The sequence below is a fragment of the Mesorhizobium sp. M7A.F.Ca.US.008.03.1.1 genome (genome assembly GCF_003997495.1).
Taxonomy (GTDB): Bacteria; Pseudomonadota; Alphaproteobacteria; order Rhizobiales; family Rhizobiaceae; genus Mesorhizobium.
In genome coordinates, this window is the sequence record NZ_RZRU01000003.1 from 121887 (window position 1) to 136256 (window position 14370).

Annotated in this window: 15 protein-coding genes; 5 read left to right on the plus strand and 10 right to left on the minus strand. The window is 62.7% G+C overall.

Going from position 1 to position 14370, the window contains the following annotated elements; all coding sequences use genetic code 11:
* The first annotated feature begins 24 nt into the window (after nt 1-24).
* The gene (nhaA, locus tag EOA16_RS06145; protein WP_127256380.1) at nt 25-1233 is read left to right on the plus strand and encodes a Na+/H+ antiporter NhaA; all 1209 of its coding nucleotides are present in this window, start codon (nt 25-27) and stop codon (nt 1231-1233) included.
* Nucleotides 1234-1248: 15 nt separating this feature from the next.
* Here nhaA and EOA16_RS06150 read toward each other — a convergent pair whose 3' ends face one another.
* A complete protein-coding gene (locus EOA16_RS06150) occupies nt 1249-1749 on the minus strand; it encodes an MmcB family DNA repair protein (RefSeq protein ID WP_164754134.1) in 501 nt (166 codons plus the stop codon).
* 1013 nt (nt 1750-2762) lie between these two features.
* Here EOA16_RS06150 and EOA16_RS32845 point away from each other — a divergent pair.
* A complete protein-coding gene (locus EOA16_RS32845; RefSeq protein WP_206517314.1) occupies nt 2763-3305 on the plus strand; it encodes a hypothetical protein in 543 nt (180 codons plus the stop codon).
* Nucleotides 3306-3444: 139 nt separating this feature from the next.
* Here EOA16_RS32845 and EOA16_RS06160 read toward each other — a convergent pair whose 3' ends face one another.
* A complete protein-coding gene (locus EOA16_RS06160) occupies nt 3445-3876 on the minus strand; it encodes an OsmC family protein (RefSeq protein WP_127256385.1) in 432 nt (143 codons plus the stop codon).
* A 58-nt stretch (nt 3877-3934) separates the two neighbouring features.
* Nucleotides 3935-4357 (minus strand): Cu(I)-responsive transcriptional regulator, encoded by a 423-nt coding sequence (gene cueR, locus EOA16_RS06165; protein ID WP_127256386.1) that lies wholly within the window; start codon nt 4355-4357, stop codon nt 3935-3937.
* Nucleotides 4358-4583: 226 nt separating this feature from the next.
* On the opposite strand from cueR, the gene EOA16_RS06170 reads away from it, so the two are divergent.
* Nucleotides 4584-5201, plus strand: a complete 618-nt coding sequence (locus tag EOA16_RS06170) for a L,D-transpeptidase (RefSeq protein ID WP_013528066.1) — start codon at nt 4584-4586, stop codon at nt 5199-5201.
* Nucleotides 5202-5312: 111 nt separating this feature from the next.
* Here the strand turns inward: EOA16_RS06170 and EOA16_RS06175 are convergent, their stop codons facing one another.
* The 4 genes from EOA16_RS06175 to trpS form a co-directional block, all read right to left on the minus strand.
* Entirely contained in the window at nt 5313-5639 is a 327-nt protein-coding gene (locus EOA16_RS06175) for an NIPSNAP family protein (protein WP_127256388.1), read from the minus strand.
* Between the two features lie 81 nt (nt 5640-5720).
* Nucleotides 5721-6290, minus strand: a complete 570-nt coding sequence (locus EOA16_RS06180; RefSeq protein ID WP_023811631.1) for a NifU family protein — start codon at nt 6288-6290, stop codon at nt 5721-5723.
* Between the two features lie 156 nt (nt 6291-6446).
* Nucleotides 6447-6938 carry a universal stress protein gene (locus tag EOA16_RS06185; protein WP_127256389.1) on the minus strand — a complete coding sequence of 164 codons (492 nt, stop codon included), beginning with the start codon at nt 6936-6938 and terminating at the stop codon, nt 6447-6449.
* Nucleotides 6939-7031: 93 nt separating this feature from the next.
* On the minus strand, nt 7032-8099 hold the full coding sequence (gene trpS, locus EOA16_RS06190) for a tryptophan--tRNA ligase (RefSeq protein ID WP_127256391.1): 1068 nt from the start codon (nt 8097-8099) through the stop codon (nt 7032-7034).
* A 188-nt stretch (nt 8100-8287) separates the two neighbouring features.
* Here trpS and EOA16_RS06195 point away from each other — a divergent pair, with 188 nt between their 5' ends.
* Entirely contained in the window at nt 8288-8533 is a 246-nt protein-coding gene (locus EOA16_RS06195) for a type II toxin-antitoxin system VapB family antitoxin (RefSeq protein WP_127256393.1), read from the plus strand.
* Nucleotides 8533-8937 (plus strand): type II toxin-antitoxin system VapC family toxin, encoded by a 405-nt coding sequence (locus EOA16_RS06200; RefSeq protein ID WP_127256394.1) that lies wholly within the window; start codon nt 8533-8535, stop codon nt 8935-8937. Before EOA16_RS06195 ends, EOA16_RS06200 begins: the two co-directional genes overlap by 1 nt.
* Here the strand turns inward: EOA16_RS06200 and murJ are convergent.
* The 3 genes from murJ to EOA16_RS06215 all read right to left on the minus strand — a co-directional run bounded on the left by murJ (nt 8912) and on the right by EOA16_RS06215 (nt 14262).
* A complete protein-coding gene (gene murJ / locus EOA16_RS06205; RefSeq protein WP_127256396.1) occupies nt 8912-10510 on the minus strand; it encodes a murein biosynthesis integral membrane protein MurJ in 1599 nt (532 codons plus the stop codon). The two genes, EOA16_RS06200 and murJ, sit on opposite strands and share 26 nt — an antisense overlap.
* 46 nt (nt 10511-10556) lie before the next feature.
* On the minus strand, nt 10557-13358 hold the full coding sequence (locus EOA16_RS06210; RefSeq protein WP_127256397.1) for a [protein-PII] uridylyltransferase: 2802 nt from the start codon (nt 13356-13358) through the stop codon (nt 10557-10559).
* Nucleotides 13359-13437: 79 nt separating this feature from the next.
* Nucleotides 13438-14262, minus strand: coding sequence for a glycosyltransferase family 25 protein (locus EOA16_RS06215; RefSeq protein ID WP_127256399.1), 825 nt, complete (start codon nt 14260-14262; stop codon nt 13438-13440).
* Nucleotides 14263-14370: the final 108 nt, after the last annotated feature.

A 14370-nucleotide genomic window follows, 5' to 3' on the forward strand; every position in this document is an offset into this window, starting at 1 on the left:
AACTGACGGCATGACGGAGGCGACATGCAGGACTTGAAGCACCGGCCGGTTTCCGTCTTCCGCGAATTCCTCGATAGTGAAGCGGCCGGCGGCATCATCCTGATGGTGGCGGCGGCACTGGCGCTTATCGTCGCCAATTCGCCGCTCGCCGAAACCTATTTCTCCGCGCTCCACGCCTATCTCGGCCCGCTCAGTGTCTCGCATTGGGTCAATGACGGGCTGATGGCGGTGTTCTTCCTGCTCGTCGGACTGGAGATCAAGCGCGAGATGCTGGACGGCCAGCTCTCCACCTGGCCCCGGCGCGTGCTGCCCGGCATTGCAGCCGCCGGCGGCATGGTGGTCCCGGCACTCGTCTATGTGGCCGTCAACCGCAACAATGCGGCCGCCCTGTCCGGCTGGGCGATCCCGACCGCCACCGACATCGCTTTCGCGCTCGGCGTGCTGTCTCTGCTCGGCAGCCGCGTGCCGGCTTCGCTGAAGGTGTTCCTCACTGCACTCGCCATCATCGACGACCTCGGCGCCGTCATCATCATCGCCATCTTCTACACCAGCGGCCTGTCGCTGGCTTATCTGGGTGCCGCCTTCGCGGTCATTGCCGCGCTTGTCGTGCTCAACCGCATGCGGGTGATGACGCTTGTGCCCTATCTCGTTCTGGGCGTCATCCTGTGGGTTCTGGTGCTGAAATCGGGCGTCCATGCAACGCTTGCCGGCGTGGCGCTGGCGCTGACCATCCCGCTCGGGCGCTCCGCCGGGACCGGCCACGATCTCGACCATTCGCCGCTGCACCGGCTCGAGCATGGTCTGCACAAGATAGTGGCCTTCGTCGTCATCCCGATCTTCGGCTTTGCCAATGCCGGCGTTTCGCTCGCCGGCCTCAGCGTCAGTGCGCTGATCGAGCCGTTGACGCTGGGTGTCGCCGCCGGGCTGGTGGTCGGAAAGCTGGTCGGCGTGTTCGGCTCCTCGGCACTTGCCATCCGGCTCGGTCTTGCCGACCTGCCCGCCAATGCCGGCTGGACGCACATGATCGGCATATCGCTGCTGTGCGGCATCGGCTTCACCATGAGCCTGTTCATCGGCCTGCTCGCCTTCGCCGGCGACGTGGCGCTGCAGGATGCGGTCAAGGTTGGCATCCTCGCCGGCTCCTTCGTCGCCGCCATCCTGGGTGCTGCCGTGCTGCTCATGGCGCCCGCCAAGGGTGGCGTGGAGGACGATGAAGAGCAGAGCCGGTCATAGACTGAAGGACGGCCGTTACTCGCTTTCACCCTCCAGCGCCGGCACCGACACGCCGGCAAGCTCTGCCGCCAGCAGCCGCGAAGCGCCGGCCCGCGCGATCCGCAGCATCAGCGCCTTGCGCGTTGCCGCTGCCATGCGGTGCTCGGGCGCATCGCGCAGGATCTCGGCGCCATAGCCGTCGGAAAGGATGAAGCCGCATTCCTGCGGAAAGATCTCCGAGGGCACGCCGGGATGGGTGGCGAAGAAGAAGCGGTCGGAATGCAGCCGGTAGTCGGGCCATTTGCGGTCGACCCTGAAATCCTCGATCGAGGATTTGATCTCGATGATCCAGATATCGCCCTGCCGGGTCAGCGCGACGAGGTCGGCGCGGCGGCCCGTGGCCAGCGACAGTTCGGGCAACACATGTGCGCCCATATCCACGAGCAGCCGCTGTACGCCGCGCCGCACCAGCATGGCGCGTTCTGACTGGCGGCCGTCGATGAGAGGGTTGATGGGGATGGGCGAGATGATCGGCATGCCAGGCACCATGCCAGATTCTGTTCACGGTTTGAACCTGTTTTATGCAGGCGATTGTCTGGTTGACAAACCCAAAGACAAATCGAGTGCAGCCTGATATGAGTCTCACCCAGTCAGTCAGGGCGCACTTTGGTTTTTCAATCGCTGGTAACTGGTTGGCGGCGGTTCTGGTCGCGCAAGCTCATCGTCAGGTAGAAGTTTAAGGCCCAATACCTAACGGTCTCGTTCAAAATCTACCAGCCAGAGGATGGCGAACGGACGTGCCGTATGAGCGTCGTGTCAGGCGAAGATTCGAACTTCTCCCCGATGCGGGCAGTCGACCTAGACCTCCTTATCGAAGCCGCTCAGGAAGCTAGGGCGAAGCTGGCGCCAGATTACCGTCAATCGCCCTGACAGGCCGGCACCCATACGTGTATTTGACAAGCCAGGCTGTGCAGGTCCGTTTTGCCGCGCGCTACAGGGGCATCCATGGCCGAAAGAAGTAAAATTGCGGACGCGGTCCTCAAGGGTGTTTTGATCGCACAGGCGCTTGTTGGAGGTGGGTTCGTTGGCTTCTGGCTATGGACCGGGAAAGCCACGATCCCAAGGCACGGCGGTGGCTGGCTTGACCTTGATCGCATCCAAGACCCATACCTCTATTGGTTTCTACTGATTGTAATTTCAGTCGTGTTGGTCGCCTTCCCAATCCGGTACCTCTACCAAGGCCCACCGAAGCGCTAGGCGCTACCCAGCCGGGGGCATGGCTAGACCCAAGTTGCTGGCTTGGTGATTGATTCGCCATCGGGGCAGGCTGATTGTGTCGGGAAACCGCGATTGCCGTAAATGGCCGGAGCGAATCCGAAGGTAAGACGATGCTACGTTCATCAGGGTTTGGCGCCTGTCCGATGAGGCCCGCCCAGCCACACTCCGGGTTGCGTCGTTCCTGTTAAATTAGCTAGAGCGAATATAAGTGAAAGGTGATATTTTGGAAGCAGCCGGGGCTCCCCCAACACACCCCGCTCCGGTCAGGCCCGGTGGCGGTCCACCCAAAGGAAGGCTACCGGGCCGATCCCTGCAACCAACCGGTGACCCGCTCGTTGATCCCGTGCCGGGTTGATCCCCCGGCACTCCAGGACCTGCCCGCTGCCGAGGGGCGGCGGGCCTTTTTTGCCGATTGGATTCAAGCCTGCAGCGATAGCGAAGGCCCCGCGGACACTGGGACCTTCGCGCTGCTGGTCTCGTCAGAAGTGGATCCAGAAGGATCTGCGGAAACATCTGCGGCGCCAAGAACCGTGGCGCCAGTAGCGACGGCAAACCCGCCTCCAACCGCGTCGACGACCGCGGCGGTGCCACCTGCGGTGCCGCACGAACTCGACGCCGTCCTGGACTTCGGAACCATCCGGGTCGAGAATGTCGTCGGACGGTTTGTCGAGCTCATCGAGAATGCCGGGCCCCGTATTCGGGATGCCGGCCAAGGCAGTGGCGGGACGCGCGATTGCGACGACGGTCGCAGCCCCTGCCAGCCCAAGCATTCCAGTCAGAAACAATCGCCGATCCATGCCAATCTCCATCGTTGATCATTGCAACAAGGGAACACATAGAGCGGCAGATTGACGCGCCCAGATGCCGAAGAAAATTGGGTCTATCGTTCTGCCGTGCCGGCGGCGGGCGTTTTTAGCGGTCTCTGACAATCCACGCGGCCAAATGCGCCTGGGATCATTCCTCCGACAAGCCGGTCGCCGTTGCGGCCGTTTCAATGCGCACCGGCACGCCCTGGCGCAGCGAGTTGCCGACCGTGGAAAGCGCCGCGGCCCTTGTGATGATCTCCGCCGGGTCGGAGCCGTCCAGCGTCGTGCATGAAACCGTCATGGTTGACGAGGTCGCGAGCAAAGGCTGGCCTTCGAGGTTCTGCGTCCCGGTCACGGCGATCTTGTTGAGCGTTACGCCCATTTCCTCGGCGAAGTAGCGAAGGTCGTTGCAGAAGCAGCCGCCGATCGCCAGGGCGAGCAGCTGGCCGCCATTGAAGCCCAGGCCCATGCCGCCGGCCTTGCCTTCGGGCCGGTCGACAATGATCGCGTGGCCGCCGGCCCAGCCCATGGCGGCCTGCGTGTCCTCCACATTGCGCAGTTCCACGGTCATCGAGACCATTGCGGATGTCCTCCCGACAGGAGTCGACCAGGCGTCGGGCCTCGTCGACGTGCGGTCATTATGCCGGCGCAGAGGCGCCCTTGTCGCTGGGCAACGCCGCGCCCGCCATGTCATCAAGGATCGGACACTCCGGCCTTTCGTCGCCGTGGCAGGCGTGGATCAGTTTCTGCAGCGTCGAGCGCATCGACTGCAACTCGCGCACTTTCTCCTCGATCGCCGTGACATGGGCGGCGGCGATTTCGCGCACGTTGTGGCTGGCGCGGCCGCGATCCTGGTAGAGCGCCATCAACTGGCGGCAATCGTCGATGGAAAAGCCGAGATTGCGCGCGCGGCGCAGGAAGGCCAGCCGATGGATGTCGTCTCCGGAATAATCGCGGTAGCCGTTGGCGGCGCGCGCCGGGGCGATCAGGCCGATCTCTTCATAATAGCGGATGGTCTTGGCCGGCAGGCCGGAGCGGTGGGCGGCGTCACCGACATTCATGACGGTTCTCCTCGATTTCCAGGAAGCCATGGAACAGGCCCCTTGAATTTGCTTCACAATCCTGTGAGTCCTGTTGCCAAAATGCCATAGTGATAAGCTTACCGATACGTCAAGGCAGGCATATAGGCATCGCGCGCTTGGCAAGCAAAGCAAATGCCAGCATGAATGATGATGAGAGAGCGGCCGACTCGTGCCGCCGAAGTTGGGCGGGGCACCGGATCACCTGATGCGCATGAAGTCGTTTGCAATCATCGCCGCACTGGCGCTCTCCACTGCTATCGCCGGTTGCAGCACCATCGGCTCGCAGATTTTCTCCAACGACTACGGCGCGGTCACCGACGCCGGTTATCAGCTGCCGCGCATCCCGATCGAGAAGGTGCCGATGAAGTACCATCGGCAGGAAGTGAACTACGACAGCCCGGAAAAGCCGGGCACGATCATCGTCGATACGCAGAACAAGTTCCTCTACTTCATCGAGGGCGACGGAAGGGCCATTCGCTACGGCATCGGCGTCGGTCGCGAGGGCTTCGAGTGGCATGGCACCGCCCACATTGCGCTCAAGCGCGAATGGCCGACCTGGACGCCGCCGAGGCAGATGATCCAGCGCCAGCCGGAATTGGAAAAGTTTGCCGGCGGCATGGAGCCGGGCCTGAAGAATCCGCTCGGCGCGCGCGCCATGTACCTGTTCAACAAGGGCGGTGATTCAGGCTATCGCCTGCATGGCAGCCCGGAATGGAATTCGATCGGCAAGGCGATGTCGTCGGGCTGCATTCGCCTGATGAATCAAGACATTATCGACCTCTATGACCGCGCCTCGGTCGGCGCCAAGGTCATCGTTCTCTAGAGGCAGTTTTCGTACGCGGACCGTCTAGGCAACAACGGACGTCCCAAGCAGAAAACCGGGCAATTCGGCCCGGTTTTTTGTTGTTTGCGCGATGCGATGCCTGCTCGGCGGTCAGGACACGGCCGAGAACGAGGTGGGAACCAAAATCTGGTTGGTGATTGTCTCGGTGATCTGGCCATCACGCTCGGAATCTTCCCGCGCCCGCGCCCAGGCGGGGTCATTCACGAACGCCGTCCAGCGCTCTTCGCGTTCGGCCAGCGATTCCCATGCCAGCATGTAGGTCAGTTCGTTGTTCGAAGCACCGATCAGCGTGGTAAAGAAACCCGCTTGGCGGATACCGTGCTTTTCCCATAATTTGAGGGTGATCTTGTCGAAGCGGTCAAGAAGCGCCGGCAAGCGTCCCGGCAAAGCCCGGTAAACCCGAAGTTCGTAGATCATTTTGGATTTCCTTCTGACCGATGCGCCGGAAGCGAAGAAATCGGACCAGATGGTCAGCAGGGTAGAATTATCAAAGCGGCGTCAGGAGACCTGCTCGACCTGCTGCACTTCCGGCACGAAATGGCGCAGGAGATTCTGGATGCCGTGCTTCAGCGTCGCCGTCGAGGACGGGCAGCCGGCGCAGGCGCCCTTCATGTGCAGGAACACCGTGCCGTTCTCGAAGCCGCGGAAGGTGATGTCGCCGCCATCCTGGGCGACCGCGGGGCGCACCCGTGTATCGAGCAGTTCCTTGATGGTGATGACCAGCTCCTCGTCGGCCTTGTCGTAGAACTCACCGGTCTGGCTGGTCTCGGCGGCCGGGCCGGCCTTGGCCATGACGGGCGCGCCGGACATGAAATGCTCCATGATGGCGCCAAGGATCGCCGGCTTCAAATGCTGCCAGTCGGGGCCATCCTTGGTCACGGTGATGAAGTCATAGCCGAAGAAAACGCCGGTGACGCCAGGGATTTCGAACAGCCGGCCGGCCAGCGGCGAGGCGACGGCGGCGCTGTCGGCATCGCGGAAATCGGCGGTGCCTTCCAGAAGCACTTCCTTGCCGGGCAGGAATTTCAGCGTCGCCGGGTTTGGCGTCGATTCGGTCTGGATGAACATGGCCGTCTCCGTGCCCGTTTGGGCATCTAGTTTGGAACAATTCTAAATAGGCTCAATTGTCTGGACATTCAAGCGAAACGCATCGCCGGAACAGCTGGCTGGCGGAATGTTTTTTCGCGCCCAAAATCGGACCGGCGTCACCTGAAGAGCAGAATCTCAGGCGAGGCTGTCTATTTCCTCGTCCGACAGGTTCTGCGGCACGACAGTCACCGGGATCGGGAAGGCGGCACCCTTGCCCGCCACGGCGCCGACCAGCGGCCCGGGGCCTTCCTTGCCCGCACCGGCGGCCAGCACCAGGATGGCGATATCCTGGTCTTCCTCGATCAATTTGTGGATCTCTTCCGTCGGCTTGCCCTCGCGCACCACCATCTCGGGCTCGATGCCGAGCTTCTGGCGCACCTTGTTGGCATAAGTATCGAGTGCCGCGCGCGCCGTCGCGGTGGCTTCCTCGCGCATGATCTTCTCGACGCCCAGCCAATGCTGGAAATCGTCCGGCACGATGACATAGAGCAGCACCAGCGTGCCGCTGGTGCTCTGCGCCCGTTTCGAGGCATAGGCGACGGCACGCTCGCATTCCGGCGTGTCGTCGATGATCGTCAGGAATTTCCTGCGATGGCCGGCTTCGCGGCTGAGGCGTTTGGAGACCATGTCTATCTACTCGGTGTCGTGCGGCCGCAATCTGCCACTGCGGCGGACCGGCGGCAAGCCGCCGGCCTTGTGCCAGTGCACCCGGTGTCGCGATCAGCCCTGCAGCAGGCCGATAATGTCGCGCACCGTCTTCATCGTCGCTTCGGCCAGCACGCCGGCGCGCTCGCCACCGTCCTTGAGCACCGCGTCGACATAGGCGCGGTCATCCGAAATGCGGCGCATCTCGCTGGCGATCGGCGCCAGTTTTTCCACTGCAAGATCGGCCAGCGCCGGCTTGAACACGGAAAACTGCTGGCCGGCGAATTCCTTGAGTACATCCGCCTTCGATATCTCGGCGAGACCCGCATAGATGCCGACCAGGTTCTCCGCCTCGGGCCGGCCGGCCAGGCCGTCCAACTCGCTCGGCAACGCTTCCGGATCGGTCTTGGCCTTGCGGATCTTCTTCGAGATGTCATCGGCATCGTCGGTCAGATTGATGCGCGACAGATCCGACGGGTCCGATTTGGACATTTTCTTGGAGCCGTCGCGCAGCGACATGATGCGCGCCGCCGGCCCGCCGATGACCGGCTCGGTCAGCGGGAAATAGCCGTTCACGGTCTCTTCGCCGACCTGCATCTCGACACCAACTCCAAGGGCCGCGATGCGGTCGGAGAAGTCATTGTTGAATTTCTGCGCGATGTCGCGGGTGAGCTCCAGATGCTGCTTCTGGTCCTCACCCACAGGGACGTGGGTGGCACGATAGAGCAGGATGTCGGCGGCCATCAGGCTCGGATAGGCAAGCAGGCCGAGCGAGGCGTTCTCGCGGTCCTTGCCGGCCTTGTCCTTGAACTGCGTCATGCGGTTCATCCAGCCGATGCGCGCCACGCAATTGAAGATCCAGGCGAGCTCCGCATGCTGCATGACCCGCGACTGGTTGAAGACGATGTGCTTCTTCGGGTCGATGCCCGAGGCCAGGAACGCCGCCGTGATCGACCGCGTCTGGTCGGCAAGGTCTTCATAAACGAGTTGGGCTGTCAGCGAATGCAGGTCGACGACGCAATAGATGCAGTCGGAAGTGTCCTGCAGGGCGACGAATTTCTTGATGGCGCCGAGATAGTTGCCGAGATGCAGATTGCCGGTTGGCTGGACGCCGGAAAAGACGAGTGGCTTGAAGGCGGTCATGGTTTCCTCATGGCTTGTGGAGGGCCGTTTCGCGCGCGGCGAAAGTCTTTCGACGGTGCGCTTATGGACGAAGGCGTGGAGCGGATCAAGAGGCGGTTGGAACGTCAAAAGGGGCTATGAGCATGTTGACATAGTTACGTAGATAACTACATAATCTCTGCTACATTCTGGTGGGGCAGGGCTGCGAGATGACGATCAACATCAACAACAAGGAGGCGGACCGCCTGACGCGCGCCTTCGCCAAGGTCGAGGGTGTCGGCATCACCGAGGCGATCGTGATCGCCATGCGTGAGGCACTTGAGCGCCGGCGCAACCGCGAGACGCCGCTGGAGACGGCGGCTCGGTTACGAGCCGAGTTCGGGATTGAGCTAAGCGAGCAGGCGCGCAATCCGCTGCCGCGCTCGGTTTACGACGAACTGTCCGGCGAAGACTGATGTTTGTCGACGCAGCCGCTATCGTCGCGATGCTGAGCCACGAGGCCGAAGCCCAGCGCTGCGCGCAGGCGGTCATGGAAGCGTCCGCTCCGTTCACGTCGGCGATCGCCGTTTGGGAAGCAGCAATGGCGCTTTCGCGATCGGAAAAGCTGGCCATACCGGTCGACCTAAGCCTGAAGATAGTCAGTCGTTTTCTCGAAGAGCGGGCAATTGCCTTGCGGGAGCTTCCGCCAGCCTCCGATGCAACATCTCTGTCCGTCGAGGCCGCGTCGCGGTTTCGCAATAACGCTATCCGCCTGAACCTAGCCGACTGTTTTCACTATGCTTGCGCGCGCTACTATGGAGTTCCGATTCTTTCGACGGCGGACGAATTCCGGCTCACGGATCTGGAGACTGTTCCTTGACAGGCGGCGTGCCCTTCCGCCCGACATTGCGACGGATCATGCCGAAATCGGCGCCGCCGGTGGCAAACGCGGTGATGAAGTAGAGCAGCGCCCCGCCGGCGACGAGCGCCAGAAGCGTCGTCGCCTTGACGACTAGGGGCGAACCGGGGCCGAGCCTGATCGCGAACCAGTGCTCGGCAAAATAGAGCGCCGCCCCCATCACCACCGCCGACAGCACCAGCCGCGGAATGCGTTTCATCAGCGGCACGTCGCGGCCCCAGTGGCCGCGCCGGATCAAGACGCCGAGCAGCATCACCGCGTTGACCCAGCCGGCGACGGCCGAGGCGACTGCGATGCCGGGCGCGCCCATCCGTGGGAACAGCGTCAGCGCCGTGGTCACGTTCACCGCCACCGAGATGGCGGCAAACATCATCGGCGTGCGCGTGTCCTCACGAGCGAAATAGCCCGGCGTGAATGCCTTGATCAGCACGAAGGCCGGCAGGCCGAGGCCGAAGATCGCCAGGATCGCCGCCACCGTCGGCGTCGAGCCGTTGGCGGCGAACGCCCCGCGCTCATAGACCAGCCGCACGATCGGCTCCGACATTACCCAGAGTGCGGCGGCTGCCGGCAGCGTCAGGAACAGCGTGAATTCGACCGAGCGGTTCTGCAGATTGGCCGCCTCGATCAGATTGCCCGATTTCAGCGCCCGCGACAGTTCGGGCAACAGCACGATGGCGACCGCAACACCGACCACGCCGAGCGGCAACTGGTAGATACGGTCGGCATAGGCGAGCGAGGAAACCGCGCTGTTCTGCGCCGAGGCGATTGCCGTGCCGATCAACTGGTTGATCTGGGTGATGCCGCCGGTGATGGCCGCCGGCAGCGCCAGGATCAACAGCCGCTTGACCGCGGGCGTCATTTTCGGACGGCGGAAGCCGATCGAAATGCCGGCATGGCGCACCGCCACCCAGACGATCGCCAGCTGCACCAGTCCGGCGGCAAGCACGCCCCAGGACAGCCCGTAGCCGACGGTAAGGGCGTCCGAGCCCTTGTACCAGGCATAGGCGAGCACCCCGATCAGGATGACGTTGAGGAACACCGGAGCCACCGCGGCGGCGAAATAGCGGCGCAGCGAATTCAGCATGCCCGCCATCATGGCACCCAGCGACATGCAGATCAGATAGGGGAACATGATCGTCGCCAGCGTCACCGTGGTGTCGAACTTCCCCGGCGTGCCGGCAAAACCCGGCGCCACCAGATAACGCACGATCAGCGGCATCGACAGTTCCATGATGATGGTCAGCGCCAGCAGCGCCGTGAACAGCACGCCGAACACTTCCTCGGAAAAGCGCTTGGCGCCCTCGGTGCCGTGGGTCTCGATCTCCTTGGCGAACAGCGGCACAAAGGCGGCGTTGAAGGCGCCTTCGGCAAACAGCCGGCGAAAGGTGTTGGGAAACTGGAAGGCGGCGTTGAAGGCATCGGCGACCGGTCCGGTACCGAGTGCAGCAGCCATCAGCATCTCCCGGCCGAAACCGAGCGCGCGGCTCATCAGCGTGCCGGAAGCGACCGTTGCGAATTTCTTGACGAGGCTCATGCTTTTGGGAACTGCCTGCGCAAATGGGACAAAGCGATGGTCGTTGTCACTCGGCCGCCGCCCTGGACTTGCCGCCGCGTTCGGGCACGATGCCTTCGAGCGTTGCCATCAGCCGATTGCGGATGGTGGCGATGCGGGCCGGGCTATCTATCTTCTGGCCAGTGAGATCGGTGACATAGAAAGTGTCGATGACCTTTTCGCCGAAGGTGGTGATGTGGGCCGATGCGATGTCGAGCGACAGGTCGGAAAGCGTCCCGGTGATCTCCGACAGCAGCCCCGGCCGGTCGAGGCCCTCGACCTCGATGACCGAAAAACGATTCGACAGCGTGTTGCGGATTTCGGCACGCGGCGGGATCTTGAATACCTTGGAGCCGCGCCGCGGCTTGGTGCGTTTCTCGATCATTTCCGGCAGCCAGCTCTTGCCCGACAGCACGTCCTCGATCAGCCGGCCGACACGTTCGGCGCGCCGGCGCTCGTCCTCGTCACGGTCGAATTCTCTCGAGATCAGGATGGTGTCGAGTGCTCGGCCGTCCGACGTCGTGAAGATTTGCGCATCGACGATGTTGCCGCCGGCTCCGGCGCAGGCCCCGGCGATGACCGAGAGCAGGCGGGGGTGGTCCTGCGCCAGCACGGTGATTTCGGTCACCGCCTCGAACTGATGGGTCTTGACCATGGTGGCGAGCTTGTTGCCGGCTACATCGGCCTCACGAATGAACTCGGCATGGCGAAGCTGGTCGGCGAGATCGACGGTCAAAAGGTAATTCTCGTAGTGCTGGCCGACATAGCGCTTGCGGGCCTTGTCCGGCCAGTCGGCAAGCGCCTCGGCCAGGCGCTCGCGCGCCGCCGCCGTGCGCTGGGCGCGCGACACCTCCGAAAACCCGCCGGTTAAAAGCAGTTCGGTCTCGTAATAGAGCGTGCGCAGCAGCTGGCCCTTCCAGCCGTTCCAGACACCGGGTCCGACGCCCCTGATGTCGCAGACGGTGAGGATCAAAAGCATCTTCAGCCGCTCGACCGACTGCACGATCGCGGCGAAATCCTCGATGGTCTTGCGGTCGTTGAGGTCGCGGGTCTGCGCCGTCATCGACATCACGAGATGATGCTCGACCAGCCAGGCCACGGTTTCGGTATCGGCCGGCGACAGCCCCATATGCGGGCAGATGCGACGCGCGATCCTGGCACCGGCCTCGGAGTGATCCTCCGGCCGGCCCTTGGCGATGTCGTGCAGCAGTACGGCAACATAGAGCGCCTCGCGGCTCTTCTTCAGGCCCGGCATCAGCGTGTGCGACAGGGGGTGGACCTTTTCGCCGTCGCCGCGCTCGATCTCGGCCAGCACGCCGATGCAGCGGATCAGGTGCTCGTCCACCGTGTAGTGATGGTACATCGAGAACTGCATCATGGCGACGATCTTGCCGAAATCCGGGATCAGTCTGCCGAGCAGCCCGGCTTCGTTCATGCGCCGCAGATTGAGTTCGGCATTGCGGTCCGAGGTCAGGATGTCGAGGAACAGCCGGTTGGCCTCCTCGTCGCGCCGCAGCGACTTGTTCACCAGGCCGAGCGAGCGGGTCAGCAGCTTCAGCGCATCGGGGTGGAATTCCAGGCCATGCTTGTCGGCGAACCAGAACAGCCTGAGCAGATTGACCGGATCGCGCTCGAACACCTGGTCGTCGGCGATGTTGATGCGGTGGTTGTCGACAATGAAGTCCGAGGTGCCGGCCAGCTTGCGCTTGCGCCGCGAGAAAGTCAGGAAGATACGGTTGAAGCCCGGCACGTGCTTGGCCTGCTCTTCCTCGAGCGCTGCACAGAAGATGCGGGTCAGGTCACCGACATCCTTGGCGACGAGGAAGTAGTGCTTCATGAAGCGCTCGACCGCCGACAGGCCGGGGTGGGTGGTGTAGCCGAGCCGTTCGGCAATCTCGCGCTGGATGTCGAAATGCAGCCGTTCCTCGGCCTTGCCGGTGAGGAAGTGCATGTGGCAGCGCACCGCCCACAGGAAATCCTCGGCCTTCTGGAACTCGCGGTACTCGCCCTCGGTGAAGACGCCCTTGTCGACCAGCTCCTCGCCGGTGCGCACCCGGTAGAAATATTTGCCGATCCAGAACAGCGTCTGCAGGTCGCGCAGGCCGCCCTTGCCGTCCTTGACGTTGGGTTCGACCAGATAGCGGCTTTCGCCGGCCTTGGCATGGCGATCATCGCGTTCGGCAAGCTTGGCCTGGACATATTCGGGGCCGGTCGTGCGCACCACCTCATGGTCGAACCGCAGCATCAGTTCATCATAGAGCTTTTCCTCGCCCCAGAGGAAACGGGCTTCGAGGATCGAGGTGCGGATGGTGACATCGGTGCGCGACAGGCGCAGGCACTCGTCGATATTGCGGGTGGCGTGGCCGACCTTCAGCCCCAGATCCCACAGCATGTAGAGCATGTATTCGACTGTCTGTTCGCCCCACGGCGTCTGCTTGTAGGGCAGCAGGAACAGAAGGTCGATGTCGGACCCCGGCGCCAGCGTGCCGCGGCCGTAGCCGCCCACGGCGACGACGGCCATGCGCTCCGCGGAGGACGGGTTCTTGACCCGGTAGACATGGGTGACGGCGAAATCGTAAAGCGCCCGGATGATCTCGTCCATGAGATGCGACAGCCGCGCCGCGCAGGCGCTGCCGCCCCCATCGTCCCTCAGCATGCGTTCGGCAATGGCGCGCCCTTCCGCCAGTCGTCCCTTGAGCAGCTGCAGCACGCCATTGCGCGCAGCCTGCCCTGAGCCGTCGCCCGCCGTGGCCGCGGTCAGCGCGGTCATCTCGCGGCGCAAGGCTTCGCCGTCGATCAATTCGTCGAGCCTCAGGGAGATTTTTGCCATATATCCAGTCGGCCTTGCCGTTTCGGCGGCGTCTATAGCGCGTTTTGACGGCGCTGGGTATGGGGCGTTGAAAGCCGGTTCAAGACCCGGCTGAGCTTTGGCTCGGATAAGTAAATGGAATGACCATTCTCCGCTTCAGCCGACAGAAATCGACAATGCGCTTGCCTATTCGCCGAGCCTCGGCTTTGACCTTCGCTATAGCTGTCTTTCTGCGTTTCCTGGTCCCGGCGGGTGCGGCGCACTGGATATCCCGCTTTTCCCTGAGCAGGCTTGGCAATTGGAGCGCCCTGTCGCCAAGGAACTGATCTTGCGCGCAGAGCGCAGGAACAATCTGATAGATCGTCTCGCCTCGCAAAACCGAAAACTCCGGGTTGAAGACAAGGTCGTCGACTGCAATGCCGATCTCCTCGGTGGCCTTGATCAGGTCGAGCGCGGTTTGCCTCGAGATGATGTAGCCGGCGGTTCCTATATGTCCGGCGTCGAGTTTGGATGTGGAAAAGCCGTGACCGATGGCAATGCGCTTGCGTCGGATCACGGTCTTACAAAAGTAGCTTTCGAGCTTGACGACTTCGGCATCGGCTGGAATCCAGTCGCTGTCGCGAAGCAATGCGCCGGCTTTTGCGGCAAAGACGATGTCGTCCTCGAAGACTGCCCCGTAGCGAGCGTCGCCTTGCGCGATGACAGCCCAGCAGGCCCGGTGACTGAGCAGGCAGGCGATCTCGCCGTCGGTCAATGGCAGCCTGTTCCGATATCCGACATTTTGCGGCATCAGGTCCAGGTCCGGCCGATCCCGTGCGTCTATGGCCTGAACGCGTTCGAATGGCACGCCGATGCGGGCAAATTCCGCCGTCACACGGGCAAGGCGATCGGGAGACCGATCGAGATTGATGACCAGACGCTTCATTGCCAAAGAAAATCTCAACCCTGGGACGCTCACTCTCTAGCAGGGGTGGTGTTGCCGCGTGAGACTTTTTCTGGGGAGGATGGGCGCGCCGTGGACTGGAAAAGAAAA

Coding starts and splice junctions, on each gene's coding strand:
- nhaA (WP_127256380.1), top strand. CDS start 25: ATGCAGGACTTGAAGCACCGGCCGGTTTCCGTCTTCCGCGAATTCCTC.
- EOA16_RS06150 (WP_164754134.1), bottom strand. CDS start 1,749: ATGCCGATCATCTCGCCCATCCCCATCAACCCTCTCATCGACGGCCGC.
- EOA16_RS06160 (WP_127256385.1), bottom strand. CDS start 3,876: ATGGTCTCGATGACCGTGGAACTGCGCAATGTGGAGGACACGCAGGCC.
- cueR (WP_127256386.1), bottom strand. CDS start 4,357: ATGAATGTCGGTGACGCCGCCCACCGCTCCGGCCTGCCGGCCAAGACC.
- EOA16_RS06170 (WP_013528066.1), top strand. CDS start 4,584: ATGCGCATGAAGTCGTTTGCAATCATCGCCGCACTGGCGCTCTCCACT.
- EOA16_RS06175 (WP_127256388.1), bottom strand. CDS start 5,639: ATGATCTACGAACTTCGGGTTTACCGGGCTTTGCCGGGACGCTTGCCG.
- EOA16_RS06180 (WP_023811631.1), bottom strand. CDS start 6,290: ATGTTCATCCAGACCGAATCGACGCCAAACCCGGCGACGCTGAAATTC.
- EOA16_RS06185 (WP_127256389.1), bottom strand. CDS start 6,938: ATGGTCTCCAAACGCCTCAGCCGCGAAGCCGGCCATCGCAGGAAATTC.
- trpS (WP_127256391.1), bottom strand. CDS start 8,099: ATGACCGCCTTCAAGCCACTCGTCTTTTCCGGCGTCCAGCCAACCGGC.
- EOA16_RS06195 (WP_127256393.1), top strand. CDS start 8,288: ATGACGATCAACATCAACAACAAGGAGGCGGACCGCCTGACGCGCGCC.
- EOA16_RS06200 (WP_127256394.1), top strand. CDS start 8,533: ATGTTTGTCGACGCAGCCGCTATCGTCGCGATGCTGAGCCACGAGGCC.
- murJ (WP_127256396.1), bottom strand. CDS start 10,510: ATGAGCCTCGTCAAGAAATTCGCAACGGTCGCTTCCGGCACGCTGATG.
- EOA16_RS06210 (WP_127256397.1), bottom strand. CDS start 13,358: ATGGCAAAAATCTCCCTGAGGCTCGACGAATTGATCGACGGCGAAGCC.
- EOA16_RS06215 (WP_127256399.1), bottom strand. CDS start 14,262: ATGAAGCGTCTGGTCATCAATCTCGATCGGTCTCCCGATCGCCTTGCC.